The sequence below is a fragment of the Arthrobacter sp. JUb119 genome (genome assembly GCF_024807995.1).
Taxonomy (GTDB): domain Bacteria; phylum Actinomycetota; class Actinomycetes; order Actinomycetales; family Micrococcaceae; genus Glutamicibacter.
The window spans coordinates 296,128-322,481 of the sequence record NZ_JANUFE010000004.1 but is presented as its reverse complement, the minus strand read 5'-3'; the positions used below and the strand labels follow the sequence as shown (position 1 = coordinate 322,481).

22 protein-coding genes and 3 tRNA genes are annotated in these 26,354 nt (G+C 61.0%); 10 read left to right on the top strand and 15 right to left on the bottom strand.

The window, feature by feature from the left end; translation table 11 throughout:
• Positions 1 to 161 precede the first annotated feature (161 nt).
• Positions 162 to 1,994 carry a phosphoenolpyruvate carboxykinase (GTP) gene (locus M2368_RS12985; protein ID WP_105658807.1) on the bottom strand — a complete coding sequence of 611 codons (1,833 nt, stop codon included), beginning with the start codon at positions 1,992 to 1,994 and terminating at the stop codon, positions 162 to 164.
• 317 nt (positions 1,995 to 2,311) lie between these two features.
• Here M2368_RS12985 and M2368_RS12980 point away from each other — a divergent pair.
• The 3 genes from M2368_RS12980 (at position 2,312) to M2368_RS12970 (ending at position 3,201) form a co-directional block, all read left to right on the top strand.
• Positions 2,312 to 2,388: transfer RNA gene (locus tag M2368_RS12980), tRNA-Arg, on the top strand.
• 59 nt (positions 2,389 to 2,447) lie between these two features.
• Positions 2,448 to 3,023 carry a GNAT family N-acetyltransferase gene (locus M2368_RS12975; RefSeq protein WP_388024329.1) on the top strand — a complete coding sequence of 192 codons (576 nt, stop codon included), beginning with the start codon at positions 2,448 to 2,450 and terminating at the stop codon, positions 3,021 to 3,023.
• 101 nt (positions 3,024 to 3,124) lie between these two features.
• A tRNA-Arg gene (locus M2368_RS12970) sits at positions 3,125 to 3,201 on the top strand.
• A gap of 77 nt (positions 3,202 to 3,278) precedes the next feature.
• Here M2368_RS12970 and M2368_RS12965 read toward each other — a convergent pair.
• The 6 genes from M2368_RS12965 to M2368_RS12940 all read right to left on the bottom strand — a co-directional run bounded on the left by M2368_RS12965 (position 3,279) and on the right by M2368_RS12940 (position 11,523).
• Positions 3,279 to 4,292, bottom strand: a complete 1,014-nt coding sequence (locus M2368_RS12965) for a LacI family DNA-binding transcriptional regulator (protein ID WP_286134377.1) — start codon at positions 4,290 to 4,292, stop codon at positions 3,279 to 3,281.
• A gap of 100 nt (positions 4,293 to 4,392) precedes the next feature.
• Positions 4,393 to 5,811 (bottom strand): GH1 family beta-glucosidase, encoded by a 1,419-nt coding sequence (locus M2368_RS12960; RefSeq protein ID WP_498724557.1) that lies wholly within the window; start codon positions 5,809 to 5,811, stop codon positions 4,393 to 4,395.
• Entirely contained in the window at positions 5,811 to 6,698 is an 888-nt protein-coding gene (locus M2368_RS12955; protein WP_498724556.1) for a carbohydrate ABC transporter permease, read from the bottom strand. The genes M2368_RS12960 and M2368_RS12955 overlap by 1 nt, the downstream gene beginning before the upstream one ends.
• Positions 6,691 to 7,854 carry a carbohydrate ABC transporter permease gene (locus M2368_RS12950; RefSeq protein ID WP_498724555.1) on the bottom strand — a complete coding sequence of 388 codons (1,164 nt, stop codon included), beginning with the start codon at positions 7,852 to 7,854 and terminating at the stop codon, positions 6,691 to 6,693. The genes M2368_RS12955 and M2368_RS12950 overlap by 8 nt, the downstream gene beginning before the upstream one ends.
• A 96-nt stretch (positions 7,855 to 7,950) precedes the next feature.
• Positions 7,951 to 9,279 (bottom strand): ABC transporter substrate-binding protein, encoded by a 1,329-nt coding sequence (locus tag M2368_RS12945; protein WP_133835076.1) that lies wholly within the window; start codon positions 9,277 to 9,279, stop codon positions 7,951 to 7,953.
• A gap of 327 nt (positions 9,280 to 9,606) precedes the next feature.
• Positions 9,607 to 11,523: an ExeM/NucH family extracellular endonuclease gene (locus M2368_RS12940; protein ID WP_498724554.1), complete on the bottom strand. Its 1,917-nt coding sequence runs from the start codon at positions 11,521 to 11,523 to the stop codon at positions 9,607 to 9,609.
• A 221-nt stretch (positions 11,524 to 11,744) separates the two neighbouring features.
• On the opposite strand from M2368_RS12940, the gene M2368_RS12935 reads away from it, so the two are divergent.
• The 3 genes from M2368_RS12935 to M2368_RS12925 are packed head-to-tail and all read left to right on the top strand — an operon-like array spanning position 11,745 to position 15,469.
• The gene (locus tag M2368_RS12935; RefSeq protein ID WP_332503553.1) at positions 11,745 to 12,527 is read left to right on the top strand and encodes an ABC transporter ATP-binding protein; all 783 of its coding nucleotides are present in this window, start codon (positions 11,745 to 11,747) and stop codon (positions 12,525 to 12,527) included.
• Positions 12,528 to 12,530: 3 nt separating this feature from the next.
• Positions 12,531 to 14,861: a YhgE/Pip family protein gene (locus M2368_RS12930; RefSeq protein WP_498724553.1), complete on the top strand. Its 2,331-nt coding sequence runs from the start codon at positions 12,531 to 12,533 to the stop codon at positions 14,859 to 14,861.
• Positions 14,858 to 15,469 carry a TetR/AcrR family transcriptional regulator gene (locus M2368_RS12925; protein ID WP_332488299.1) on the top strand — a complete coding sequence of 204 codons (612 nt, stop codon included), beginning with the start codon at positions 14,858 to 14,860 and terminating at the stop codon, positions 15,467 to 15,469. The genes M2368_RS12930 and M2368_RS12925 overlap by 4 nt, the downstream gene beginning before the upstream one ends.
• Here M2368_RS12925 and M2368_RS12920 read toward each other — a convergent pair.
• The 4 genes from M2368_RS12920 to M2368_RS12905 all read right to left on the bottom strand — a co-directional run bounded on the left by M2368_RS12920 (position 15,466) and on the right by M2368_RS12905 (position 19,825).
• Positions 15,466 to 17,079 carry an ABC transporter transmembrane domain-containing protein gene (locus tag M2368_RS12920; RefSeq protein WP_402697398.1) on the bottom strand — a complete coding sequence of 538 codons (1,614 nt, stop codon included), beginning with the start codon at positions 17,077 to 17,079 and terminating at the stop codon, positions 15,466 to 15,468. The genes M2368_RS12925 and M2368_RS12920 overlap by 4 nt on opposite strands.
• Before the next feature lie 8 nt (positions 17,080 to 17,087).
• Positions 17,088 to 18,215, bottom strand: coding sequence for a DUF1611 domain-containing protein (locus tag M2368_RS12915; protein WP_105658817.1), 1,128 nt, complete (start codon positions 18,213 to 18,215; stop codon positions 17,088 to 17,090).
• 227 nt (positions 18,216 to 18,442) lie between these two features.
• A complete protein-coding gene (locus M2368_RS12910; RefSeq protein WP_105658818.1) occupies positions 18,443 to 18,970 on the bottom strand; it encodes a SixA phosphatase family protein in 528 nt (175 codons plus the stop codon).
• A gap of 69 nt (positions 18,971 to 19,039) precedes the next feature.
• Complete coding sequence (locus tag M2368_RS12905; RefSeq protein WP_105658819.1) at positions 19,040 to 19,825, bottom strand: winged helix-turn-helix domain-containing protein; 786 nt, start codon at positions 19,823 to 19,825, stop codon at positions 19,040 to 19,042.
• 614 nt (positions 19,826 to 20,439) lie between these two features.
• Here M2368_RS12905 and M2368_RS12900 point away from each other — a divergent pair.
• Together M2368_RS12900 and M2368_RS12895 are read left to right on the top strand one after the other, a co-directional pair.
• Complete coding sequence (locus M2368_RS12900) at positions 20,440 to 21,180, top strand: response regulator transcription factor (protein ID WP_105658820.1); 741 nt, start codon at positions 20,440 to 20,442, stop codon at positions 21,178 to 21,180.
• Entirely contained in the window at positions 21,177 to 22,688 is a 1,512-nt protein-coding gene (locus M2368_RS12895; protein ID WP_332498820.1) for a sensor histidine kinase, read from the top strand. The genes M2368_RS12900 and M2368_RS12895 overlap by 4 nt, the downstream gene beginning before the upstream one ends.
• A 35-nt stretch (positions 22,689 to 22,723) precedes the next feature.
• On the opposite strand, the gene upp is transcribed toward M2368_RS12895, so the two are convergent.
• A complete protein-coding gene (gene upp, locus M2368_RS12890) occupies positions 22,724 to 23,371 on the bottom strand; it encodes a uracil phosphoribosyltransferase (RefSeq protein ID WP_105658822.1) in 648 nt (215 codons plus the stop codon).
• A gap of 169 nt (positions 23,372 to 23,540) precedes the next feature.
• On the opposite strand from upp, the gene tadA reads away from it, so the two are divergent.
• The gene (gene tadA / locus M2368_RS12885; RefSeq protein ID WP_105658823.1) at positions 23,541 to 24,017 is read left to right on the top strand and encodes a tRNA adenosine(34) deaminase TadA; all 477 of its coding nucleotides are present in this window, start codon (positions 23,541 to 23,543) and stop codon (positions 24,015 to 24,017) included.
• Between the two features lie 94 nt (positions 24,018 to 24,111).
• A tRNA-Ser gene (locus M2368_RS12880) sits at positions 24,112 to 24,202 on the top strand.
• Between the two features lie 386 nt (positions 24,203 to 24,588).
• On the opposite strand, the gene M2368_RS12875 is transcribed toward M2368_RS12880, so the two are convergent.
• The 3 genes from M2368_RS12875 to M2368_RS12865 all read right to left on the bottom strand — a co-directional run bounded on the left by M2368_RS12875 (position 24,589) and on the right by M2368_RS12865 (position 26,280).
• Positions 24,589 to 24,804 (bottom strand): hypothetical protein, encoded by a 216-nt coding sequence (locus M2368_RS12875; RefSeq protein WP_146112974.1) that lies wholly within the window; start codon positions 24,802 to 24,804, stop codon positions 24,589 to 24,591.
• A gap of 21 nt (positions 24,805 to 24,825) precedes the next feature.
• Positions 24,826 to 25,518, bottom strand: a complete 693-nt coding sequence (locus M2368_RS12870; protein WP_332594996.1) for a hypothetical protein — start codon at positions 25,516 to 25,518, stop codon at positions 24,826 to 24,828.
• 150 nt (positions 25,519 to 25,668) lie between these two features.
• Positions 25,669 to 26,280 carry a hypothetical protein gene (locus M2368_RS12865; RefSeq protein ID WP_498724552.1) on the bottom strand — a complete coding sequence of 204 codons (612 nt, stop codon included), beginning with the start codon at positions 26,278 to 26,280 and terminating at the stop codon, positions 25,669 to 25,671.
• Positions 26,281 to 26,354: the final 74 nt, after the last annotated feature.

Below are 26,354 nucleotides of genomic sequence, written 5' to 3'. Positions count from 1 at the left end.
TCTTTTCATAAATAGTTGATTTTGCACCCACTTTGCCCCGGCGTGTGGAAACTGTACCCGGATTGTGACAATTCCTCCGTGGCGCACGAGAACGCCCCGGCGACTGGAATTCCAGTCACCGGGGCGTTCCCATGTGCGGATCTGCTGGAGATCCTAGTCAACTATGCGTTCAGGCGATCCTTCAAGCCGTCGAGCTCTGCACGCAGCGAAGCCGGCAGCGCATCGCCGAACTTGGCGTACCACTCTTCGATGGCCTCGACTTCGGTAGCCCATTCATCCTTGTTGACGGCTACTGCCGCTTCAACGTCGGCTGGGGTGAACCCTTCAAGGCCAGCCAAATCCAGGGACTCGCCGGTCGGGACGTTTCCGATGATGGTTTCCCGGGCGTCCGCGGTGCCTTCGATACGCTCGACAGCCCACTTGAGCACACGCGAATTGTCGCCGAACCCTGGCCACGCGAAGCCACCGTCAGCCGTGCGGCGGAACCAGTTGACCAGGAAGATCTTCGGCATCTGCTCTGGGTTGAGCTTGTTCGAGATCTTGTCCCAGTGGTTCAGGTAGTCGCCTGCGTTGTAGCCGATGAATGGCAGCATCGCCATCGGGTCACGGCGAATCACTCCGGTCGCACCTGCAGCGGCTGCGGTGGTCTCGGAGGAAAGGGTCGAACCCATGAAGATGCCGTTGGTCCAGCTGCGGGCTTCGGTCACCAGCGGAATGGTGGTCTTGCGGCGGCCGCCGAAGAGGATCGCATCGATCTTCACGCCGTTAGGCGAGTAGTAGTCCTCGGAAAGCATGTCGACCTGGTCGATCGGGGTGCAGAAGCGCGAATTAGGGTGCGCTGCCGGACGACCGGATTCAGGAGTCCAGTCGTTGCCCAACCAGTCGGTCAGGTGCGCAGGAGCCTCGTCGGTCATGCCCTCCCACCAGACGCCGCCGTCATCGGTCAGCGCAACATTGGTGAAGATGTTGTTGCCCTTGGAGATGGCGCGCATCGCGTTCGGGTTGGTGGACCAGCCGGTGCCTGGCGCCACGCCGAACAGGCCGTATTCGGGGTTAACGCCGCGCAGCTCGCCGTCCTTGCCGATGCGCATCCAGTTGATGTCATCGCCCAGGGTCTCAGTCTTCCAGCCTTCAATGGTTGGATCCAGCAGCGCCAGGTTGGTCTTGCCGCAGGCCGACGGGAATGCCGCGGCAATATGGTACGACTTGTTCTGCGGGCTGGTCAGCTTCAGGATGAGCATGTGCTCTGCGAGCCAGCCTTCATCGCGGGCCATCGCCGAGGCGATGCGCAGCGAGTAGCACTTCTTGCCCAGCAGCGCGTTGCCGCCGTAGCCCGAACCGTAGGACATGATGGCGCGCTCTTCGGGGAAGTGCACGATCCACTTGTCTTCGTTGCATGGCCAGGCAACATCTTCCTGGCCCGGCTCCAGGGGTGCACCTACCGAGTGCAGCGCTGGAACGAAGAATGCGTCCTCGGCTTCCATCTTGCGCAGTACTTCATTGCCGATCTTGGCCATGATGCGCATCGAGGCAACGACGTAGGCGGAATCGGTGATTTCCACGCCGTAGGCAGGCACTTCCGCGTTCAGCGGGCCCATGACGAATGGGATGACGTACATGGTGCGTCCGCGCATCGAGCCATCGAACAGGCCGCTGAGCATGGACTTCATCTTGGTTGGGTCTTCCCAATTATTGGTGAAGCCTGCATCTTCTTCCTTTTCGGAGCAGATGAAGGTGCGCTCTTCGACTCGGGCCACATCCTTGGGGTCCGAGAAACCAGCGTAAGAGTTAGGGAAGTTCGGATCGGTCAGCTTGACCAAGGTGCCGGCTTCAACCAGCTCGGCAGTCAGGCGATCATTTTCTTCAGCTGACCCATCAACCCAATAAACACGATCCGGCTTCGTCAGTGCGGCAACTTCCTCAACCCAGGATGCCAACTTCTCGTGCGAAGTAGGTGCTGCGCTGATAACGTTCTGATCCGAGCTCGTGCTCATTATCCATTCCCTCCATTGGGCTGAACTTGCAATAAATCAAGGCTATTAGGTGCTCAACTCCAGCGCCGTGTGATCGAAACCTCATGAAAGTGAAACCCGGAGGACCAGAAGGAAAAAATTCCCGAAATTCCGGGGGTTGGTCTAAACGAATTGACTCGATTATGTGACGAAGGTCACGTAGACCGGTACCCTTTCAACGTCTTCACATAACCTTATGTTCATCTGGACCCACTAGCTTTGCCCGTCGATTTGTACAGCGCGAAATCGACCTGTATAGTTATTCGAGGTTCGTGAGAACAAGCCACACAAAAGAATATGCGCCCATAGCTCAGCTGGATAGAGCGTCTGTCTACGGAACAGAAGGTCAGGGGTTCGAATCCCTTTGGGCGCACCAAATGAAAAATTCCCACTCGCTCGAGTGGGAATTTTTTGTTTCCCCCAAAGGATTGCCCGATGACACAGCTTGCTCTAGGCGGCCAGCTCAGCCTGCGCCTGCTGGAAGTCGCCGACGCAAAGCAAGTCGCTGAGTCCTACCAGCGCAATCGACAGCACCTGGAGCCCTGGGAGCCGGCTCGCCCCGCAGAATTCTTCACCGAGACGCGGCAAGCGGCACACCTCGCAGCCGCCTCAGAAGCTCGCCGAAGCGGATTGGCCTTTCCCTTCGGGCTCTTCGAACGGGATGCGCTCATCGGACGCTTTAATATCAGCGGAGTGGCCCGTGGCGCATTCCAAAGCGCCAGCCTGGGCTACTGGATCGATCATGAACACACCGGTCGGGGCTTGGCTTCCCGAGCCGTGGCCACCTTGCGCACGGTGGCGCTCAACGATCTGGGCTTGCACCGGCTGGAAGCCAGTACGCTCCCCCACAATTACGGCTCGCAGCGCGTTCTTGAAAAGAACGGCTTCGTCCGAATTGGCATGGCGCCGAACTATCTGGAGATCGAAGGACGCTGGCAGAACCACAACCTCTACCAAGCGATCTTGCACGATCATTCGGCTTCCAATCCCAGTGATTCCGTAGTCGACTAGTTATTTTGTGAATCACGGCACTTTTTGCTGTTTTGGTTCTTGCTCCCCGGAAATCTCGTGTAAAGTTATTCAAGTCGTCAAGACGGCTAATAAATGAATATGCGCCCATAGCTCAGCTGGATAGAGCGTCTGTCTACGGAACAGAAGGTCAGGGGTTCGAATCCCTTTGGGCGCACCAACTGAAAATTCCCACTCGATCGAGTGGGAATTTTTTTGTTAAATCCCGGCGGGGAACGGCAGCGGTGCCGCAACAGACTAGTGCGAAGCGCGCAACACCAATTTCGTGTCCATGATGCTCCACTCGGGTACCTGTTCTCCGTTGATGCGTTTGATCAACAGTTCCGCCATGATTTCGCCCTGGCGCTCCGGGTTCTGCGCAATGGTCGTCAACGGCGGTGTCGAGCTTCGCGCGAAAGAGTCATCATCAACGGACGTTACCGAAATGTCCTCCGGCACTTTCACACCAGCTTCCCCTAGGGCCTGCAAAGCTCCGAAGCCCATCTGGGCACTGGCGGCAAACAGGCCGTCTACCGCAACATCCGCGTCCAGCAGCTGCTGCATGATGCGCCGTCCGCTAGCCGGGGTGAAGTCGCCGATCTCAATAGCCGCAGGCTCCAGGCCCGCGCGTTCAACTGCCTGCTTGAATCCCACCAAACGGTCCAGTCCCGCGCCCATGTCCTGTGGCCCGGCAATAATTGCCAGCTTGGTGCGCCCCTGGCCAAGGATGACCTCAGTCGCTTGCCTGGCGGCGGCGATGTTGTCGATATCGACAACATAAATGTCCTTTTGATCGGTGCTCATGGTGCGTCCGCCATAAACCATGGGCAACACAGTTCCGAGATCCGCATAGGAACGGTCATCCGCGTGGTGCGAAAGCACCAGCGCGCCATCCACATTGCTGCCTTGCAGGTAACGGGTAGTTTTCACCGGATCCGCTTCGGTGGACAGCAGCAAGGTGAGCATGAATTCGGTATCGGCCAGGTACTGGGCAGCGCCCTGGACGACCTTGGCGAAGTACGGGTCTGCGAAGAACTTCGCCGTGTTCTCGGGAACCACCAAGGCGATGGAATTGGTCCGGCCCTGCGCCAGGGAACGGGCGGCACGGTTAGGCACGTAGTTCAATTCGCGGATCGCCAATTCAACAGCCTTGCGAGCCCCCGGCTTCACCCGATCCGAGCCATTCACTACACGGGAGACCGTGGCCCGTGAGACACCTGCGCGTTCTGCCACCAACTCGAGGGTCGGTTTCGGGCTCCGCGCTTCGTGCATGATCATGATCTTTATCCAGGTGCCTTGCAGTAGTCCGTCGTTGAAACACGATGATGGTCCGCAGCACCATCGGCAGGCTGCGGACCATCATGCTCAGGTGTTATGCCATTGTACGGTTTGCGGCAATCAACCCTGCGTAGGCCTTGCCACTATTCTTAATCGTTCGCACCTGGGTCTGGTAATCGACGTGGATAATGCCAAAGCGCTTCGCGTAGCCCCAAGCCCATTCGAAATTGTCCAGCAAAGACCAGACAAAGTATCCGCGGACATCCACACCGTCTTCTATCGCGCGGGCCACAGCATCAAGGTGGTTGAGGATGTATTCCTCGCGTTCGGGATCTTCAACGGTTCCGGCCTCCGTCACCGTATCGGTGTAGGAAGCGCCGTTCTCCGTGATGTACAGCGACGGAAGGTTAGCGTAGTCCCGGTTCAACCGGTTCAACAGCACGCGCAGCCCTTCAGGATTCACTTCCCAGCCCATGGCCGTGCGCGGCAGGTCGCGTGCCGGGAAGGTCACATACTCGCTGCCGACAAAAGGCGAAGACTTCGGCGAATCGGTAGGCACCACGGGTTGCGGCTGGCCGGCGGGCAGCGGATGGCCTGAAACGTTGTCATCGTGGTAGTGGTTCACGCCCAAGAAGTCGATTGGCTGCGAGATGATCTCCAGGTCCCCTGCTTCAATGACTTCAGCCAGCCCCAAACCCCGGACATCTTCAAGCAGGTCTTCGGGATAGGAACCGCGCAGGACAGGGTCCAGGTACATGCGGTTCCACAATGCGTCGACGCGGCGCGCTGCTTCCAGATCCACCGGATCGCCGGGATTATTCGGAACCGCATTGGTCAGGTTCAGCGTGATGCCGATATGCTCCGCGCCCAGTTCGCGCAGTCGGGCGGTGGCCAACCCGTGGGCCAGATGCTGGTGGTGCACCGCTGCCAGCGCCGCTTGAGGTTCTTGGCGTCCCGGGGCATGCTCGCCGGCGGCGTAGCCAATCAGCGAAGAGCACAGCGGTTCGTTGAATGTCGTCCAGTGCTTCACGCGGTCGCCGAGCTTTTCATGCACAGTCTCCGCGTATTCGAGGAATTTGTAGGAGGTCTCGCGGTTGGTCCAGCCACCGCGCTCTTCCAATGCCTGCGGCAGATCCCAGTGGTAGAGCGTCAGCCACGGCAGGATGCCATTCTCCAGCAGCTCGTCGACCAGCCGGGAGTAGAAATCCAGGCCTTCGGGGTTCACGGTTCGGCCCCCGGGGACCACGCGAGCCCAGCTGGTGGAGAACCGGTAGGAGTCCAGGCCCAGTTCGCGCATGAGCTGCACATCTTCGCGGTAGCGGTGGTAGTGGTCCACTGCGACTTCGAGGTTCTCACCTCCTGCGATGGCCCCTTGCTTGCGGGCGAAGGCGTCCCAGACCGAATCTTCCTTGCCGTAGGAATGGCCAGCGCCTTCGATCTGGGCTGCTGCCGTAGCCGAGCCCCACAGGAATTCCTTAGGCCACGCGAATTTTTGGGATAGGTGGTTCATCATTAGCCCTTTACAGCTCCTGCCATAATTCCGGATACAAGTTGTTTGCCTGCAAGTATGAAGAGCACCAGCAGCGGGATCGTGGCCAGCAGGGCCCCGGTCATCACGATGGTGTAGTCAACGTATCGGGCAGACTGCAGTTGGCTCAACGCCACCTGCAAGGTTGGGTTCTGCGGTGCCACCAGCATGGGCCACAGGTAGTCGGTCCAGGCGGTCATGAAGGTGAACAGCGACAGGATCGCCATCGCCGGGCGAGCCGCTGGAACCCCGACATGCCAGAAGGTGCCGATCATGGAGGCGCCATCCACGCGGGCGGCCTCAATCAGTTCATCGGGGATGTTCTCCACCAGGTACTGGCGCATGAAGAATACGCCGAAGGCAGTGACCAGGGTCGGGATGATGATGGCTCCCAGCGAGCCGGTCCAGCCGAATTGCTTCATCATCATGAACATCGGGATGATGCCCAGCTGGGTGGGCACAGCCAAGGTGGCGATCACGAAGACCAGCAGGCCCTGGCGTCCGCGGAAGCGCAATTTGGCGAAAGCGTAGCCTGCCAGGGTGGAGAAGGAAACCACCGAGAAGGTGATCACCGAGGAGACGATGATGCTGTTGCCCAGGGCCGCCCAGAAATCGACGGAGTCCAGGACCTCGGCGACATTGGTCCAGAACTGGCCGCCTGGCAGCAGCGGCGGGTACGCCGAGGCGAACACCGCACCGGTGGAGGAACCGATGACGAACGAGTACCACAGCGGGTAGGTGCTGCCGATGAGGAAGGCCAGCAGGATTCCGTAGGTGAGGAAGCCAGGACGGCGGTCCATGGAGAAGTTCTTGACGCGGCGCTGGGGCGCACGGACCTGGCGCGCGGGGCGTTCCACTGTTGCATTACTCATTTGTTGCACTTCCGCTCTGCGTTCCGTTGGCCGGCTTTGCTGCTTTGGCTTGGGCTCGGGCAGCTGCCCGACGTGCCGCTCGGGTTCTGCCAGTGCTGCCGGCGCCCTTCTTGTCGGCCGAGGAAGCGATGGATCCGGAGATCAGGAAATTGATCACGCCGATCACGATGATGATCAGGAAGAGGATCCAGGCCACGGCCGAAGCGCGTCCGAAGTCCCCGCGATTGAAGGCCAGGTCCCAGAGGTAGAGCACCGTGGTCTGGTACTGGCGGTCCGGGCCGCCTGGAACCGAGCTGCTGGGGTTGAACAGCTTGGGTTCGGTGAAGATCTGCAGGCCGCCGATAGTGGCAGTGATGATCACGAAGATCATCGTGGGGCGGATGCTGGGCAAGGTAATCGAGAAGAAGCGGCGGATCACGCCGGCGCCGTCGATGGCCGCCGATTCATGCAGTTCGCGTGGCACCGCCTGCATGGCTGCCAGCAGGATCAGCGCGTTGTAGCCGGTCCAGCGCCAGTTCACCATGGTCGCAATAGCCATATGCGACGGGAAGACCTCGGTCTTCCACGCGATCGGGTCGATATTCACGGCGGCCAGCAGGTTGTTCAGCACGCCATACTGCTCGTCGAATGCCGAGGAGAAAATCAGTGTGACGGCCACCGGCGTGACCACGTAGGGAACCAGCACGCTCATGCGCCAGAAGGTCTTGGCGCGGATGTTCTGGTCCAGCATGGCCGCGATGAACGTCGCGATCACCAATTGCGGGATGGCCGAAAGCAGGAAGATGCTGAAGGTGTTGAACAGGGAATTCCAGAACAGCGGAGAGGTCAGTTCGGCTTTGTAGTTTTCCAGGCCGATCCAGGCTCCTGCTCCGCCGAGCAGATCCCAGTCATTGATCGAGACGACGAACGTGTAGATCAGGGGGAACAGGCCCACCAGGCCGAAGAGGATGAAGAAAGGCGAGATGTAGAGATATGGGGAGTACTTGAAATCCCACCGCCCGCGAAGGTGCCGGCGGCGCGTCTTGCGCTCGTCCCTGGTCTCGGCCGGCTTAGCCCCGGCCGGAGCATTGTTCCCCTTGTTCCAACGCTGGGGCTGCGGACTGGGCGCGCTGGCGTCCCGGTCTTGTTCCGGGGCATCGTGTGTTGTGGTGCTCATCAGTGGCATCTTTCCTGCTGCAGTAGCTGTCCAGGCATGGGCCGCAACCTCGTTGCGTGCCGCGGCCCTTGCCTGGATTCGAAGCGGGCTACGGGATTACTTGATTTCCAGTTCCTGCAGGGTGGAGAGGGCCTTGTTCCAGGCGGTCTCGCTGTCGCTGCCAGCATCGATCGCCTTGATAGCCGGGCCGAAGACCTGCTCCTGGATCACCGAATCCTGAGGGCCCTTGTACTGGGCCTGGACGCCGTTGGCGCGGTTGCCCAGGATTTCGCCCACCGGTGCGTTATTGAAGAATTCGCTCATCTCATTCGTGCCGGTCACTGCATCGGACTTCTGCGCTTCCAGGTTCGAAGGGAACGTGCCGGCTTCCTCGAATGAGGTCGCCTGCGACGATGCGCTGGTCAGGTACTGGGCGAGCTTCGCAGCCTCGGCCGGGTGCTCGGAGGTGGTCGGCACGGTCAGGAACGAGCCGCCCCAGTTGGCCGCGCCGCCCGGGAAGACATCTGCGAAGTCCCAGCCTGCGCTGGAGTCTCCGCCGGCACCCTCAACCTGGCCCTTGACCGTGCCAAGCATCCAGCCCGGGCAAGGCATGACGGCGAAGGAACCGTCAACGAAGGCCTGGCCCTTGCCCCAGTCCCACTGGGTCTGGTTGGCCGACAGCCCCTTGGACGCAGCATCGGAGAGCAGGTCCCAGCGCTCGCGCAGTTCGGCGTTGCCCTCGATATTCAGTGATCCGTCAGCCTTGTAGTAGCCCTCGTCGAGCTGATTGACCATGGAATTCCAGACGAAACCGGACTGGTCGTAGAAGGCCTTGTCGGTCTTCTTCACATACTCGTTGCCTGCCTTGAAGAAATCTTCCCAGGTTGCGTCGTCGCCACCAAGCAGCTCGGCAACTTCTTCGCGCTCGCTGGGCATGCCAGCGTCCTTGAACAGCTTGGCATTGAAGCAGATGCCCATCGGCCCAATGTCCGTACCGTAGCCAATGACGCGGCCTTCTGGGTCGGTGGCCTGCTTGACCTTCCAGTCAACCCAATCCCCCGCTACCTCATTGGCACCGAACTCGCGCAGATCGGTGAAGGAATCTGCAACCGACATCACCTGGCCCAGCCAGCCTTCTTCCACTGCTTGGACATCTGGCAGGCCAGCACCCGCAGCCTGCTTGGTCTTCCAGTCGGTCAACGCGTTGCCACCGGTGTCGATGTTGGTGGCTTCGATGGTGATTCCAGGGTTTTCCTTCTGGTACTTCTCGTACAGCGGGTCCAGTCCCTGGGTGCCGAAGGTCGTCACGGTCAGCGTGACCGGGTTATCAGCCGAGGCCGGCTGGGCATCCTTGCTTGCGTCGGCTGCGCAGCCGGTTGCTACCAGGGCGATGCTTCCGGCAACGGCCGTGGCCAGTGCCAGTGGGGATTTGCGTGAGGGTTTCACGGTGACTCCATTTCGGATATGAATCGTGCGAGCGGGCGAGCGCCAACAAGTTTGAGAGCGCTCTCAAAATACGGCAAAAAAGAAAATTCCTGCGATTTCCTGGATGCCTGAAACGATGAAAGCGACTCTGCCAAACATTTTGTGAGCGCTCTCACAAATCTTCTCCAACAATTCTCCACGATGGAAGTTTTCTGTCAAGCCTTTTCCCCAAAGAATTCTCCGCCCCGCAGCCAGCACCCCTTTGGGTTCCCCAAAGCGGGTTAAAAGAAGGTGGCCAGGCGCTCTTCAGGGAAGAAGAGCGCCCGGCCACCGCGCAGGCGGGAAAAGTCAGTTTTTCTTATCCAGCTGCAGTCCGACGAGCACCGGGTCGTGATCCGAGGAACGGTACTGGTCAGCCGCGAACAGGTTAGTGATGTTGTTGTTGTAGCGGCTGTATTCGTAGCCCACGGATTCAAGGGCGTTGATGTTCCAGATGTCTTCTCCAGTCACCTTGCCCGCCAGCTTCTCCGAAGCGAAGATGTGGTCCAGCGAGCCCACCAAGCCGTCGTAGAGGTAGCTCTGGGAATCGGCTGCGGCGCCCAGGTCCACGTAACCGGCTTCAACCAGAACCTGCATCGGATCTTCAGCCGAATAGGAGTTGAAGTCCCCCGCCAGCAGCACCTGGTCGGTATTGCGCGATTTCTTCAGCTCGTCCGCGAAGCCAACCAGCGCTTCCGCTTGGCCGACACGGGCTTCGTTCCAAGCGCCCTGGCCATCGCCGCTGTCGGCATTGCCCGATCCATCAGCAGGATCCGAGCCCTTGGACTTGAAGTGGTTGGCAACGACCAGGAAGCGGGTGTTCTGGTTTCCGCCAACACGCTGGAAAGCCTGGGCCAATGGATCCCGGGCGTTCACGAATGCTGGATCGTCGAGGATGACCGACTCGTCGATGGGCTTCACTGACTTGTCGCGGTAGATGATCGCGGTGCGGATAACATCTTCGTCAGCGGGCACAACGGACGGGGTCGGGACATAGCTCCAAACCTTCTGGCCAGCTTCCTGGTTCAACTCGTTGACCAAGTGAGCCAGGGCGGCATCGCGGTTCTGTCCGAAGCGTGCCGAGTTCTCGATTTCTTCCAGGACCACCACGTCTGCGGTGAACTTGCCCAGTGCGGCAACGATCTTGGACTGCTGGCGCTCAAAGCTTTCAGCGGTCGCCGCGCCGCGCGCATCGCAACCACCGCGGACATTGATCGGATTGCCCTCGCGGTCGGTGTAGTACGAGCACCCATCGAGCATGTCGCCGGTAGTGGTGAAGTAGTTCAGCACGTTGAAGCTGCCAACGCTGACATTGCCGCCCACCTCTTGCGGAGCGTCGTTGTCGACCTGCTCGAAGTTCACGGCGATATCGGCATCATCGGCGCCGACCACCTGGCCCTGCGGCTGCAAACGCCACATATCGTAGCGGTAGTCCAAAATGACCGGTGCGATGAAGAATGCGTCAGCGCCTACGGTGACGCGCTGCTGCGCGTCGATGTACGGCAGGGCGATCTGCTTGTTCTTGCTGGTGGAGAAGTTCAGCGTGGCCCCGTCATCGACCACGATCGAGCGCTGCTCGTTTTCCGCCGCGAGAGCCTTGGCCTGGGCACTGCCCGGCTTGAAGACATCGGTTGGCTGGCGCAGCAGCCGTTCGCCGGGCAGGATCTCGCTGGTGCCCATGGCCAGGCTCAGCTCGCCGTACTGGTTCAGCGAGTAATTGTCCGAGACGGTGAACTCGCCCTGCGGCTCGATCAGCATGGATTCAAAGCGCTCGCGCTCGGCATCGCTGCTCGGCAGCGAAATCGCCAGCGGCTTGACGCCCTGCGCCGGTTCATCGAGCACCTCGACGCTGCCGGCCTTGAGCTGGGTCAAGCCATAGTATTCGGACACTTCGCCAGAAACCTGGACATGGTCGCCGACGCTCACCGAGGAAACCTCGTCCGGCGCGTACACGAAGATCGCCGAGCTCGCCTGGCCCGAGGCATCTACGCCGCTGCCAGCGCTCTGCAGATAGAAACCGCGGAATCCGCCGTCGGCGTAGGCTCCGGTGACAACACCGCGCACAGTTGCGTCCTGGCCAGCCATGGGTGAGCTGTCGCCGGTCCCCTGGATCTGTTCGATGGGGGTGATTTCGGCAGTATCGGCGTGCGCCGCCGAGAAGCTCGAAACCGCAAGCGCGGTTCCCAGCACCGCGGCAGCGATGCGAGTGGGACGTCTATTGATCATGTTTTTCCCTAGGTAGATATTCAAGCAGCGGCGGCCCTGCCGCGTGCATGGGCCTGGTTCCAAGGTAAGCAAAGCCCGATTAACTGCACCTGAACTCTGCCCCGCTTTTTCGTGACGTACCCAACAACCATCAAAGGTCATCAAACGCTTTACGTCCAGTAGTGATTAAAGGAATCTTTTCACTAATTGAACTGACTGGTCAGTTCAATTAGTCTTTAACTGTGCTTACCGCAGATTCCATTACCGTCAAGGGACGCCACGACCAGCTCGTGGGGCCCACCTCCGTGCAACTGCAAAGAGGTGAACTGCAGCTGCTGGTATCCGAGCCGCAGATTTCCCGGACCGCGCTGGCCCTTGTACTGAGCGGACGCATGGCACCCAGCTCCGGGACGGTGGTGTGGAATGCGGATCCGAAGCTGCGAACCCTGCGCAAGCACAGCGCTCTGGTCGATTCGCCGGGGATCAATGAACCCGAATCCCACTTGAAGGTTTGCGATCTTGTCGCAGAAGATCTGGGGCTGATCCCGGGGCCAAGCTGGCGCAAGCCCGGCGCCAGGAAGTGGATGGCGCAGCATGGATTCGACGATATCGCCAGCTGCTGGAGCGATGCCATCGATCCGGGGCGCCTCTTCGAGCTCCAGCTCCTGCTGGCTGCCGAGAATCCCCGTCTTGAATTGCTCATCGTCGATTCACCGGACCGGCACGATCTGGAAGACGAGCATTGGCTCGAGACCCTGGAGAACTTCGCTTCCTCTCATCGGGAATTCGCAGTCCTGGCTATCGTCAGCCGGCTGCCCCAGTGCTGGCAGCAGCAAACCGGGCAGGCCGCCGACCCGGAACCCGCAGTGCTCCCGCTGCCCGATCCATCCACCGGGTTCATCCAAGGCGAACTCGATCTGGGCCTGGATCATCTGGCCAAGGCCAAGGGCATCGCGGACAACCACGACTTCTTCCTCCCAGCCGACGAACTTGCTGACGCTGTTCAGTGCGAAGCAAAGGAATAGACCATGACAACTTTGCGACTTGCCCTCTCCGAGCTCAAGCGGATGAGCCGCGGCACCTTGCCCAAACTGGCGCTCATCGCGGTCACCTGCGTTCCGCTGCTCTATGGCGCGCTCTACCTCTACGCCAACTGGGACCCCCAGGGAAACCTCGACAAGGTCACGGCCGCCGTGGTCAATCTGGATGAAGGCGCCGAACAGAACGGCGAGAAAACCCGAGTCGGCGACGACGTCGTCGAGGAATTGGAAGACGACGGCACCTTCAGCTGGGCGCACGTGGATTCCAAGGCGGAAGCCGAGCAGGCCGTGGCCACCGGCCAGTACGCCTTTGCGCTGATCCTGCCCGAGGACTTTTCCTCGGCCCTGGTCTCGCCGGGCGATTTCGATGATGCCGAACAGGCCAACATCGAGCTGCTGACCAACGATGCCAATAACTTCATGGTGTCCAACTTCGCCAAAACGCTGGCTACCACGGTGCGCACCTCGGTCGCCCAGGAAGTGGGAACCGAAACGGCTTCGGCGATGATCGCCGGATTCGTGGACATCCACGATTCGATGGGCGAAGCCGCAGACGGCGCCGGGAAGCTCTACGATGGCACCCTGCGACTGGGCGATGGCGTGGTCACCTTGGCCGATGGCACCACCAAGCTCGTCGATGGCAGCACCGAGCTGAACTCGGGCACCAAGACCCTGAAGAATGGCACCGCCGACCTGTCGGGAGGGTTGGGCCAACTGGTCGACGGCCAAACCCGGCTGCGCGACGGCAGCACCGAACTGGCCGACGGCACCGCGCAGCTGGCCGACGGCAGCAAAGAGCTGAGCGACGGTCTGCACACCTTGAAGACGCAGACCAAAGCGCTGCCCGGTTCCGTCTCGAAGCTGGATCAAGGCGCCGCCAGCGCGAAAGAAGCCGCCGACCAGCTTGCTGCCGGTTCACAGCAGGTCGCAGACGGCAACCAGCAGCTGGCCAGCACGGCAGATGAGGCCATCGCGGTAATCGACCAGCTGCAGGCCAACACGAAAACGCAGCTGGATAGCGTCAAGGAAGATACGCAGCAGCGCCTGGACGAGTTGGTCAGCAGTGGCGTGCTCACCCAGGACCAGGCTGATTCCATCCAGAGCACGGTCAGCCAAAGCGTGCAGAATTCTACGCTCGGCAATGCCTTGGATACCAAAGTGACCCAGGTCAATACCGAGTTATCTACCCTGCAAACGCAGCTGCACACCCTCGCCGACGGATCGGCGCAGGTAGCCGAAGGAAACCAGCAGCTGGCCACCGGCCTGGGCACCCTCGCGGATGGCACCAAGGCGTTGGATGACGCCATGCCTGCACTCGCGAAGGGCATCGGCTCGGCAGCCCAAGGCTCGGCGAAGCTCGCCTCCGGCGCCGCCGAAGCCCACACCGGGGCAAAGACCCTGGCCGAGGGCCAGCAGTCCGCATTGAATGGCGCCACCGACGCGGCTGACGGCGCAAGCCAACTGGATCAGGGTGCCGGCACGCTGCTCGCCGGCACCGGAGCCCTGCACAACGGACTGGTGCAGCTCTCCTCTGGAGTCGGCGAGCTCTCGGACGGCACCGAAGAACTGCAAGACGGTTCAGATGAATTGGCCGCCGGCCTGGAGGACGGCACCGGGAAGGTGCCGAACCCCGATAAGTCCACCAGCGGGCAACTGGCCGAAGTCATGGGCAATCCGGTAGCTGTCTCCAATAGCAAGCAGGCCGAAGCGCAGGCTTACGGCGAAGGCCTTGCCCCCTTCTTCATGACCCTGGCGACCTTTATCGGCGTGCTGATCCTGACCCAGGTGATGCGCCCGATGACCAAGCGCGCGCTGGCTTCCAACGGCAGCAACTGGAAAATTTCCATCGGCGGCTGGTTGCCCTTCGCCGCCATCGCAGTGCTGCAAACCAGCCTGCTCTACGCGGTGGTGCGATTCGGGCTGGGACTGCATGCCGCCCACCCGTGGCTGATCTGGGCTTTGCTGGCCGGTTCTGCCTTATGCTTCAGTGCGCTGATCCAGGGGTGCTTCGCGCTGCTGGGCACCGCTGGAAAGTTCGTGGTGCTGGTACTGATGGTCCTGCAACTGGTCACCTCAGGCGGCACCTTCCCCTGGGAGACCTTGCCTGATTCGCTGCACCTGCTGCACCGGATCCTGCCCATGAGCAATGTGGTGATCGGCATGCGCCACCTGATGTACGGCGCGGATCTGGGAGTGCTGCCATCGGTTGCCGGTTCGTTGCTGCTCTACACCGCCATTGGACTAGTCTTGAGTATGCTTGCGGTACGCAAGAACAAGACCTGGAGCTTGAAAACACTGCAACCGGAGCTGAAAGAATGACAACGCCAACGGGCCAACGCCGCCGTGTGCGGGCCACGGATTCGAAGGAGAAGCTCTTCGAAGCGGCCATGCAGCTGCTCGGTTCGCGCTCCCCCGAGTCCGTCTCGGTGGACGAGATCGCGGCCGCGGCCGGCGTTTCCAAGGGCACGGTCTACTACAATTTCGGTTCCAAAGACGAGCTGGTCAGCCAGATCCTCAGCTACGGCGCGCACAAGCTCATGGGCGAACTGGCACGTGCGGCCTCCGGGGAAGACCCCTACCTTGCGCTGAGGCAGATGGTGGAATTCTCCATGGACTTCGTCGCCAGCTACCCCTCCTTTGCCCATCTGTGGATGCAGGAGCAGCTGAGCGCGGACACCGCCAATGCGTTCGCCAGCACCCCGCTGCACACGCAGGTGACCGGGCTGATCATCGAGGTGCTCGAACGCCTGGTCGTGCTCGAGCCCGACCAGAAGCTCTCGGTAGCCACCAGCATTTTCGGTGCCGCCTTGTTTACCGCCCGGATGCGCGCCTCGGGACAGACCGGCCTGGATCGCGGGCAAACGGTGCGCGCCGTGCTGCTCACCGTGGACGGGCTTCGCGCTACCCGTCCGGCGGCCGGCTCCTAGGCCTGCGCGTCCCAGCTGGCGGTTTCCCTGATGCCAGGCAGTCCGGCGCTGAAGAGCAGCACCCCGGGATAGCCGTTGAGCAGTTCGGCCACGTCTCCGTAGGCTCCATCGGGCAAGCGGGTCAGCAGCGAATCGACCACCAGCAATGGCGGTTCGCGCAACAGCGCCCGTGCCACCAGCAACGATGCTTGCTGCCCGGAACTAAGCGGTTCGCCGCCCCGGCGCAAGCGGGCTTCCGCCCCACCGGGCAAATCGGCCATCTTCAAACCGCAGGTTTCAGCCAGCGCCACGGCCTTGCGCAGCGAAGCGCCCGGATGGCGATACCGCAGCGCACGGGCGACACTTCCGCGCTCGGGAACCATGGATTCCAATGCGGAGCCCACGAGCTTGCGGCGGCCGGCAGCAGGCAGATCCTCGCTGCGCCCCTCGGCGATCCACACCCCGGCCTGCGGGTCGGCGCCGTGCACCAGCGCGCCGGTAGCAATGGCCGAAAGCAGCGCCGCGCATTGGCCCTGGCTTCCACGCAGCGCAATTCGCTCCCCGGGCTGTGCCCGCAGGGTGGAAAACTGGTCGGCCATCCCTGCGGGCACCTGGATGCGCACCGAGGAAGGCTGGAGCATCAGCTCCTTGGCATCGCGGGTGCTTGCCGAAGATTCTTCGCGGGCCCGCCAGCGTTCCTGCTCGGCCAGCAGCGGCGCGATGATTCGCCGGCCCGCCTTGTAATTCTGCCGGTACTCCACCACGCGGCCCCACTCGCCCAGGGTTCCTGCGCAAATTCCCATCAGCGTCAGGGCGGTCGCCACGGCAGCTGGCGGAAGCTGCGCCATCGAGGCCGCTGCCACAACCAGCGCGGTACCCAGCAGCGGAATGGCCAGCGCCCCGCCACGCAGGGCGGCGGCGAACCGGGCGCGATGCACCGAAGCATCGATCACCTTCTGCGAGGAGTCCTGCACCCTTTGCACTTCACGTTCCACGCCGCCGCCGGCCGCAATAGCTGTCCGCGCCGCGACGGTATCGGCAATGCGCGAGGCCAGGCTCCCACGGTGCCGGCGCAAGGTCCTGGCGCTCAGGAAAGTACCCCCGGCCAAGGCCGCCAGCAGGACGCCCTCGAGCACCAGGGTCGCGGCCAAGCTCAGGGCCAGGAGCGGATGCAGGAACCACAGGCCCGCACCGCTGACAATCAGCAATGGCAAGCCGGCGACCAGCGGGACCATGCCCTGCACAATCCAGTTGCGGATCGAGGACAGGTCGTTGGTGGAACGGGCGATGGTGATGCCCATGGACGGACCGCGTGCACTGCGCAAAGCGTGCGTGACCAGCCCGCGGCGCAGCTGGGCCACATAATGCTGGCCGAGCTTCTCGGCCAGCACCCGTTCAGCGTACTTGGCCAGGAAGAAGCATCCCACCAAGCCCAGGACCGCGCCAAGAGCTGCCCAGCTGATGCGGGTCGAGAGCTGTCCGATCAGCCAGCCGATGGCAATCGAGAGCAAGCCGGCGAGAATGCCCAGGCTGAGCAATCCGGCCAGCAGCATCCGCCGCCCGGGCGCTACCAGGGCCGGCAGGCGCCCAGGCTGCGCCGGCTGCTCAACGGCGATCTTCTGGTCCAGCATCTTGGCTCCTAGCGGGTTGGCAGCAGGGCGGCGGCAACCTCTGCCTGGCACAGGTCGAAGGTCCCGATGACCGGGGTGGACAGCTGCGCCTGGGCTTCCATCGCGGCCAGCGGGGAGGCCGTGAGCACCCCGGAAACCGCGGCAACATCCAGGCCTGCTTCGCGCAGGATTCGCTCTCCGGCCTGGGCACCCAAAGCGTCCTGGGCGCTGAACAGCACGCGGTCTACATGCTCGGCGAAAATCGGGTCGCGCAGCAAGCGGGAAGTTTCGCCCTGGAACAGCCCGTCGGCGATCTCGATGACCACTGCGTCTGCGCCGGTGGCGCTTTGCTCGCGGATCATCGCCACCAGCAGGTCGCGCACGGTTTCGTAGTCCAAGCGGTAGGTGGTTGGGAAGCCGAAGTCGGTGAAGTCGCAGACGCTGAAGGCGCCGGCATCGGTGAACAGGTTCGGATCATTGCCGGCACCCGTGCCGGTGGCCTTGCCTGCGGCAACTTCCATGCCGGAGTTGACCAGTCCGTTGACCAGGCATCCCAGGGTGGTGGACTTGCCGGAGTTCATCGAGGTGCCCAGCACTGCGATCACCGGCGGGCGCGGCGCGGCAACCTGCGCTGCGCGCGGCGATGCGTTCTCGATGCCCAGTGGAGCGAAGTCCACCAGGTTCACGACCTTGCCGTGGCGCATCAGCAGGCCTGCGGGCTGCAGCTGTGTCGCCATATCGATCGAGGCGTGCTGTTCGATGACTTCGCTGGCGACACCGCCGCCTGCAACCAGCTGGCATGGACCCAGGTTATCCGGCACATGGGCCAGGAACTGGTCTGGTGCGTAGCGGTGGCCGTAGGCGACCATGATTTCCTGTCCGACGAACATCAGCTGGCGTCGGGAAACCGGGGACTGCAGGCGCGTGTGCTTGCCTAGCTCGGTCACAGCCGCGATGACGACGTCACCGGCACGCGGCACCATGTTTGCGCGGCGCACGATCTCGAAATCCTGCGGATTGCGCTGCAGCTCGGCTGCAACGAAGCGGGTGGTGTAGGCAGCGCGGATGGTGCGGGCGCGCTGTGCATCGATCTGCTGCTGCACTTCATTGCGCGCTGCGGGGGTCTGCGTTGGAAGTGATTCTGCGATGATGGCCATCTGCCTATTCCTCTTTCAGTGTTTCCGGCCCGCCGTTGCGGTTTGCCGGTGCTGGCCGTGCTGCCAACGATTCCCAGTGAAACGAGCAATGGTTAACTGAAAGTGAACGGTTCATGAGGCGGCGAGGTGTATTCGATGAGAGGCCTATCATCTGCTTCTCATAAAGGCAGATCACCGCTTATTTACGGGCTGACTAGTGCATTAGAAAAAACTTGATGAGACTTCTCTCATGCGGGCCGCGGTGCGGTGAAATGCGTGACGCGCGCATCACGGGCATCCAGGTGCGAGTACGGATGCTTGGTTTCCAACACCGTGGTTCCCAGGGTCGGATAGTTCATCGCCAGCTCGTAAACGGCTTCTTCATCCGAGTCCATTGCCGCCAAGCGCAGCGCCAATTCCTGGAGCACCGGCTGGTGCCCGATCACCAGCAGGTTGCTGACCGTATCGGGAACTTCATTGATGATGGAGCACAGCTGCGAGACTCCTGCGGTGAAAATGCGCGAATCGACATAGGGGGTCGGGCCCTTCTCGCCGAGTTCGGAAAGCACCCAGGCGCAGGTGGAGCGCGCACGCAGCGCGTCGGAGCAGATGATGTAGTCCGGTATCAGGCCATTCTCCACAAGCCAGGCTCCGGCGGCCGGGGCTTCGCGGTGCCCGCGGGCCGCCAGCGGCCGGTCGTGATCCGCGACGCCCAGCGGGTAGTCGGCTTTGGCGTGGCGCATCAGCATGAGCTTGCGGGAATGCATGGTGTTCATTGTTCCAGCTTAAGACAGCAGTGGCGGGCAAACCGAACCCGGTTTGCCCGCCACTGCTGCCAGCTGATGCTAGATGGAGTATTCCGGAGCTGCCCAGACAACAACTTCTGGGTGCTCGTAGAAGCGGTAGCCCTGGCCACGTACGGTGCGCACGGTATTGGCCAGGCGTCCCAGCTTGGAACGCAGACGACGGATATGCACGTCGATGGTGCGTTCGTTAGGGACTTCTTCGGCATTGCGCCACAGGTTTTCCAGCAGCTCTTCGCGGCCTACGGTGCGGGTGCCGTTTTCCACGAGGAAGTTCAGCAGCTCGAATTCCTTGAAGGTCAGGTTCAGGGTTTCGCCATCCAGGTAGACTTCGCGGCGCGAGAGGTCGATCAGCACGCCAGATGGGCGCGGGGTGGATGGACGGGCTTCAGCGCGTGGCCGGCGGGAAATCGTCGGATCGCCCAAAGCCTGGCGAACTACATCGATGGGCTCACCCTGGGCGCTAGTTGGAGCCAGTGCCACGGCGGCATGGGTCTGCGCTTGCGGCGACAAGGTGGCCAGGAAGGCGCGGACCTGGGTGGCCAGCTTGCCCAGCGAGGTGCCCTGCGCCTGGGCGGCAGTTTCATCCAGGCCCACGTAGAGCACGAAGCCGCGTGCGGAGGTGTCGGCGCTTGGCTGGCCTGTTGACTGCACTGGAGTGCTAGCCGGCTGATGCGATGCATCACGTGTTTCATGAACATTGGAAACCGCGCGCAGCGGACGGTAACCCGCTGGTGCATAGCTGCCAGAAGCTGAACGCTGCGCAGCTGCTGCGCGGTTCTGCGCATTGCGAATTGAAACGTGGACGTATCCGGAACCAGCCGACATAATCTTTTCCTCTTTTAGTGCGAAGGCCAAGTGGTTTGGCGCTCATGCTTCGGGTTTTGCTTGCGCTGTTCGCGGCCTTCGTCCACGTTCAGCAGTTGGGTTTCCCGTCAATAACTCCCAAAATCGGATTACAAATCACTCATAATTCGGCTTGGAGGCCATGGACGCCGAGCATTCGTTGAGGACGATCTTGGGCAACTCGATGTTGGAATCCGAGGTGCTTTTACCGTCCTGCGCCGTACTCACACCTCTAGTTTCCTCGTAACATTGGCAACTTGCAAGTAACAATGAACACCTGCGTCCACATAGTGAGACGAATGTTTCCAAACGTGACGCACAACACTTTAGACAATTCTAGGCTACCTAAGCGCTTAACTAAACAATATGGTCAACATATCAATAGAACTTCGTCATTATGTCCGGTCCATTCATAGGCCTGAATATTCATTCATCACTATGGTCCGTCCACGCTTCAATCATTCGTCGTTCTTGGGGGTTGACCAAATTAACCACTATCGGTTCGGGTTTTCCCCGCATAAAATCGACTTATAGTCATAGCTGACACACAGCAAAAACATATTCTCGGCCCATGGCAATAGGACAAGCTGATTAACATGAATGAATCACGATTCTCCCCTTCGCAATTGCCCCGGCTGACTCACCCTGATGGCACGGCAATCAAAGTTCTCGTGGTCGATGATGAACCTTCATTGGCGGAATTGGTCGCCATGGGAACCCGCATGCTCGGCTGGGAAGCCACGATGGCCCACGATGGGCCCGAAGCAGTAGCCACCGCTCGCTCCCTAGCGCCGGACGTACTGGTTCTCGACTGGATGCTGCCTGGGTTCGACGGCCCCGAGGTGTTGCGCAAGGTGCGCACCCACTTCCCTGAAATCCCCGTACTTTTCCTCACTGCCAAGGACGCGGTTGAAGACCGTATCGAGGGCCTGGGGGCCGGTGCAGACGACTACGTCGCCAAGCCCTTCAGCCTCGAAGAGGTCCTGATCCGATTGCACCGACTCGTGGAACGTTCCGGTGCGGCCACTGCGGATTCCGCTGAATTGGTCGTCGGCGATCTGGTGCTGAACATGGACTCGCACGACGTATCCCGCGCAGGCCGCGAAATTTCGCTGACCGCCACCGAATTCGACCTGCTCAGCTACCTGATGAACAACGCCCGCCGCGTGGTATCCAAGTCGCAGATCCTGGACAACGTCTGGCACTACGATTTCGACGGCCAGGCGAACATCGTCGAACTGTACATCTCGTACCTGCGCAAGAAGATTGACGTTGACGCGGAGCCGATGATCCACACCGTGCGTGGCGTTGGCTACGTGCTGAAGCCGGCTGCATGAGTTTCTTTTCCCCGAACACCAGGGTGAGCTCGCCGCACGCGCTGCAGCGCAAACTGCTGCTCATCCTGCTGACCTCGGTCACCGCCGTATCTGTCTTGCTCGGCCTGCTCTATAACGCGGGCATGCGCCAGACCTTGATGGACCAGCTCAACAGCCAGCTGCGGCTCACCACCGAACGCGCGCTGAATTATTCGCAGGGTGCACCAGCGGTGAACTCCCGGCTTGATGCCCCCGGCCAGTCCGCCGGCACGCTGACCGCGCGGTTCGTCGACAAATACGTCTTCAACGGCGGTGTGCTGGACGAACGCACCGGCGTGCTGAAGCAGCTGAGCCAGGAAGATGCCATCCCGATGGTGGATCTGGAGCTGAGCACGTTGCGTGCCGGCGGGCAGTTCAAGCCGGTACGTGCCCACCTGACTGTGGGCGACTATTACCTCGTCGCAGTCAAGGACTCTGGATCCAACGGCATCCTGATTGTCGGTTTGCCCCTGCACAGCACCGATCTGGCGTTGCGCGGTATGGCCTGGCTGACGCTGTTCATCGCCTTGATCCTGATCGCCGGTGCGGGCCTGGCCGGTTCGTGGCTGATCTCCCGCTCGCTTGCCTCGCTGAAGCGCGTGGCCACCGTGGCTGCTTCGGTTGCCGCCGAAGAGCTTGATTCAGGAAAGGTGGACCTGACCCAGCGCGTCCCGGCGCAAGATGCAGTCCCCGGTACCGAGGTGGGCAATGTCGGCAATGCGCTGAACGCGATGATCAGCAACGTCTCCACCGCACTGACCGCCCGCGAGAAGTCCCAGGCCCAGATGCGCCAATTTGTCGCCGATGCCTCGCACGAACTGCGCACTCCGCTCTCGGCGATCCGCGGCTACACCGAGCTGCTCTCGGCCACTGAGCATTTCTCCCCGGACGGGCAGCGCTCGGTGGACCGCGTTCTGCAGCAAAGCAGCCGAATGAGCTCACTGGTTGAGAATCTGCTGCTCCTGGCTCGGCTGGATGAGGAGAATGCGTTCAAGCGCAGCGAAATTGACCTGTGCTCGCTGACATCGGATATCACCGAGGACTTCAAGCTCACCGCGAACGACCACCATTGGGAGTTCGACTGCCAGGCGCCGCAGACCATTGTCAATGGCGACTCGGCCTCGCTTCGCCGGGTGATCACCAACCTCTTGGCCAACGCCCGCAAGCACACGACGGCCGGAAACACCGTCACCGTTTCGGTGGACCAAGACGAAGACACCGATGAAGCCATCATCCGGGTTCACGACACCGGTGAGGGCATTGCCCCAGAATTCCTGCCTCGGGTCTTCGAACGTTTCACCCGCGCCGACAAGGCGCGTTCTGGCTCCGATGGCACGACCGGGCTGGGCCTGCCGATCGCCAAGAGCATCGTCGAAGCCCACGGGGGCACTGTCACGGTCACCTCCCAGCCAGGAGATACCGTCTTCGAGGTCCGGCTTCCGTTGGACACGCCCGAAACCGGTGAAGAAACGCCGAAGGCTGCGGTGTAGTCACCGCAGCCTTCGGGCACATCGCTTAGCTGGAACTAGGCAATGGGCGGGGTCACGCCATACAGGCGGTCGCCGGCATCGCCCAGGCCTGGGATGATGTAGGACTTCTCGTCCAGCTTTTCGTCCATCGCTGCCAGCACGATGTGCACGCGATGATCGCCACCGTGGATTTCCTTCAGACGCTCGATGCCCTCAGGGGCAGCGATCAGGCAAATGCAGGTAACGGATTCTGCGCCGCGTTCGAAGATGAACTTGATGGCCTCGGCCAGGGTGCCGCCGGTGGCCAGCATCGGATCCAGCACGAACACTTGGCGGCCGGCCAAGTCATTTGGCACGCGGTCAGCGTAGGTGATGATGTCCAGGGTTGCCTCGTTGCGGGCCATGCCCAGGAAGCCGACCTCAGCGGTCGGAACCAGGCGGGTCATGCCTTCGAGCATGCCCAGGCCGGCGCGCAGGATGGGGACAACCAGCGGGGTCGGCTTGGCAATGGAGGTACCGGTGGTGGTGGCGACCGGGGTCTGCACCTCAACGTTTTCGGTTTTCACCTCGCGGGTTGCCTCATAAGCCAGCAGGGTGACCAGTTCGTCGGTCAGCTGGCGGAAAATCGAGGATGGGGTGTTCTTATCACGAAGAACCGAAACCTTGTGTGCCACCAGTGGGTGGTCGACTACCTGTACGCGCATAAGTAGAAATCTATCAGCACCGACTCAGGCAAATCGAGAGATATCCCCGATTTCCCGCCGTTAAAGCACTTTGGTGTGCCCAAGGAAACAGCAAACTTCAGTGCAGTGCGCAGTGCACCACACTCCGGGCGCCCGGCTACCGTCCCAAAACACGTAAAGTGAAAGCACTATGGTGCACGAATTTGATGCTTGGATGGACCTCGCCTTGGCTGAAGCGCGCGAAGCGCTGGCCACTGATGACGTACCCATCGGCGCCGTCATCCTCTCCCCCGAAGGCGAAGTCCTGGCCACCGGACGCAACGAGCGCGAGGCCATCAAGGACCCCACGGCGCATGCCGAGGTGGTCGCCATTCGCAATGCGGTCAAGGCCTTGGAAGCCAAGGGACAAGATGATGGCTGGCGCTTATCCGACTGCACCCTGGTGGTGACCCTTGAGCCCTGCGCCATGTGCGCCGGGGCAATAGTCCTTTCGCGCATTCCCAAATTGGTCTTCGGGGCCTGGGACGAGAAGGCCGGCGCGTGCGGCTCGGTCTTCGATATCGTCCGTGAACCGCGATTGAACCATTGGGTCGAGGTGTACTCGCGGGTCAAGGAAGAAGAATGCGGTGACCTGTTGCGTGAATTCTTCCGGAGCAAGCGCGGCTAGAAACCGACGTTGATGTGTTTCGGAACACTTCAGGCCAAAAACAGCGCTCTCGTTTTTGTTTTCGCCTGATGTTCGTTATAGAGTTATCAGGTCTGGTGACGTGTCCGAGCGGCCGAAGGTGCAACACTCGAAATGTTGTGTACGGTAACCCCGTACCGTGGGTTCAAATCCCACCGTCACCGCCAATGAAAACCCCTGGTCAGCCAGGGGTTTTCTTCTTTTAAAGATCTGACATGGTGCACTTATGGTGCATATTTCACCGGAGGGTAGTTACGACATGCCCATCCTTCGTTGTGAACACGGCTACCACCACCATGCAGGCCCGCACGCCTGCGACTGGGTGAACCACAACGAAGATTGACCATACTGGGCATCGCGCAAGCAGGACGAAAAAGATCTCTAGCCTCCCGCCGGCTGCCGCACCTGCTGCGCGCGCTTGCCTTCAGGAAGCCGGGCACAGAGAAAGGTCCCCCTGCTGCTGTATGCGGCAAGGGGATCTCTTCGGGTTAGGCTCAGCGGATCTGGACATTGCTCGTCTCGGCTCATTCGACGAACGAGCCGGCGTTACCTACTATCGTGAAGTGCTGGTCTTTGAGTGGTGGCGGTAGTTGGTGAACGCCAGGATCAGCGCTGCTAGCAGCAGTACTCCGCCAACAGCCCATCCAACCACGGCGTAGCCGGTAAGCTGAGGGACCCGTGGCAGGTTGATCGCGGCTACCGCAAGGAACAGAAGCACCACTACGGTGCTCTTCCTGGCGGCAGACGAATTGCTAGGTTGCTTTGTCATTTGCCGTTTCCTTTCTCGTGCCTAGCTGGCACCGCTCAGGCACTGTCCTACGGATGCGCCAGCAACAGCGGTGAAACCAGCCACGCAGATGATGCAGCCTGTTCCCACGGTAACAGCACAGAACGCCGCACAGGTGGAGATGATCACGAGCGCCGCCATGGTGGAGATGCCCAGCGCGTTGAGGCACTTGATCACACCTTCGTTGCCAGCGGCCGCAACGCCCACCGACGAGCCTTCAGGAGACATGGCGCTCAAGGCTTTCGCAGCCTGAGCTTCAGCTTCGGGAGTAGCTTCAACAGTCCACTGCTTGAGCAAACTCCCATCGACCCACTGCTTCACCTCGGCAGTGCTGTCGCTGGTGTACGTGGCTTGAACCTGTGCGAAGCTCTGGACAACGTCTCCAGCAGCGTCAACGACGGCAACGGCGAAGGAGCCCTCGTCGTGGCCGTCCCCAGACGTAGCCGCTGCCACCATCAGCGAACTGGAGCCATTGATCCGGGCGACGTTTGCCTGCTTGATATCGACTTCTGCACCGTTTCGCAGCTGAGCATCGAAACTCGGTTCGGCACTTGAGATCGCCCGCTCGACAGCTGACTCCGAAAGCGGCTCGTTGTTTAGGAACGAACCTTCGGAAGCGTTGACCGGACTAGCAACCGCGAAGAGCATCGCCCAGCCTGCAACCATCGCGATGATTGCTTTCGAGATCTTTTTCATGTTGACCACTTCCTATTTCTGGGCCTGGTCGATGCAATATCCTACCTGACCGCCCCATACGCCCGCGGCTGCGGCGATGCGACCCACGCAGCCGAGCCCAACAGTTCCTACGCAGACCGCCGCGCAGGCGATAGAGATGGCGGTAATAACTCAGCTAGGGATGCCCGCGTTGGCAAGGCAGATGTTGAGCTTGTCCCAGAAACCGGCATATGTGGTGACGTTGTTTTCCGCGCCAGCTGTGGTCAATTGCTTGCCCATGGTCAGATTTCCGTCGACCCACATGCGGGCATGACCAGATACGTCGTCGCCAATGAAAGCCATCTCTGTGCGCTGCGCAACGTTGCCAGACTTATCAAGCAGCGCACCGACTGTGGCGAGCTGAACGCCGTCGCCAACGAGCGGGTAACTGACATACGATGTCCCGTCGGACATCGACCATGCTTGAACGCCTGAACGATCGACCTTCAGGCCTGAGAGCGACTCCGTTGGAAGATCAGCGCTGTTGGCCAACTGAACAGCCTCGGACTTTGGCAGACTCTCGGCATTCTCGCCAAAGCTGGCAATGCTGGTCACGGCCGGAGACGAAGCGGCCGCCGCTGGCTTCGTCAATGCAGTACTCAGAGTCAGGACCAGAGAAGCGATTGCCACGAACGCGATCGCAAGGTACGTGACCCCGGAGCGGAATTGTTGTCTTGATGTTGGGATTGGAATGCAGTGGTCGTCATTTGACCGGACCGCAATCGAGTGAAGTTTAAGCTTCACGACTATCACCTTTTGAATGAATCGAAATCTACATCCTCGTAAAGATCGGCGCATCATCTGCCGTGCCAAGCGGG

Coding starts and splice junctions, on each gene's coding strand:
- M2368_RS12985 (WP_105658807.1), bottom strand. CDS start 1,994: ATGAGCACGAGCTCGGATCAGAACGTTATCAGCGCAGCACCTACTTCG.
- M2368_RS12975 (WP_388024329.1), top strand. CDS start 2,448: ATGACACAGCTTGCTCTAGGCGGCCAGCTCAGCCTGCGCCTGCTGGAA.
- M2368_RS12965 (WP_286134377.1), bottom strand. CDS start 4,292: ATGCACGAAGCGCGGAGCCCGAAACCGACCCTCGAGTTGGTGGCAGAA.
- M2368_RS12960 (WP_498724557.1), bottom strand. CDS start 5,811: ATGATGAACCACCTATCCCAAAAATTCGCGTGGCCTAAGGAATTCCTG.
- M2368_RS12955 (WP_498724556.1), bottom strand. CDS start 6,698: ATGAGTAATGCAACAGTGGAACGCCCCGCGCGCCAGGTCCGTGCGCCC.
- M2368_RS12950 (WP_498724555.1), bottom strand. CDS start 7,854: ATGAGCACCACAACACACGATGCCCCGGAACAAGACCGGGACGCCAGC.
- M2368_RS12940 (WP_498724554.1), bottom strand. CDS start 11,523: ATGATCAATAGACGTCCCACTCGCATCGCTGCCGCGGTGCTGGGAACC.
- M2368_RS12930 (WP_498724553.1), top strand. CDS start 12,531: ATGACAACTTTGCGACTTGCCCTCTCCGAGCTCAAGCGGATGAGCCGC.
- M2368_RS12925 (WP_332488299.1), top strand. CDS start 14,858: ATGACAACGCCAACGGGCCAACGCCGCCGTGTGCGGGCCACGGATTCG.
- M2368_RS12920 (WP_402697398.1), bottom strand. CDS start 17,079: ATGCTGGACCAGAAGATCGCCGTTGAGCAGCCGGCGCAGCCTGGGCGC.
- M2368_RS12915 (WP_105658817.1), bottom strand. CDS start 18,215: ATGGCCATCATCGCAGAATCACTTCCAACGCAGACCCCCGCAGCGCGC.
- M2368_RS12910 (WP_105658818.1), bottom strand. CDS start 18,970: ATGAACACCATGCATTCCCGCAAGCTCATGCTGATGCGCCACGCCAAA.
- M2368_RS12905 (WP_105658819.1), bottom strand. CDS start 19,825: ATGTCGGCTGGTTCCGGATACGTCCACGTTTCAATTCGCAATGCGCAG.
- M2368_RS12900 (WP_105658820.1), top strand. CDS start 20,440: ATGAATGAATCACGATTCTCCCCTTCGCAATTGCCCCGGCTGACTCAC.
- M2368_RS12895 (WP_332498820.1), top strand. CDS start 21,177: ATGAGTTTCTTTTCCCCGAACACCAGGGTGAGCTCGCCGCACGCGCTG.
- upp (WP_105658822.1), bottom strand. CDS start 23,371: ATGCGCGTACAGGTAGTCGACCACCCACTGGTGGCACACAAGGTTTCG.
- tadA (WP_105658823.1), top strand. CDS start 23,541: ATGGTGCACGAATTTGATGCTTGGATGGACCTCGCCTTGGCTGAAGCG.
- M2368_RS12875 (WP_146112974.1), bottom strand. CDS start 24,804: ATGACAAAGCAACCTAGCAATTCGTCTGCCGCCAGGAAGAGCACCGTA.
- M2368_RS12870 (WP_332594996.1), bottom strand. CDS start 25,518: ATGAAAAAGATCTCGAAAGCAATCATCGCGATGGTTGCAGGCTGGGCG.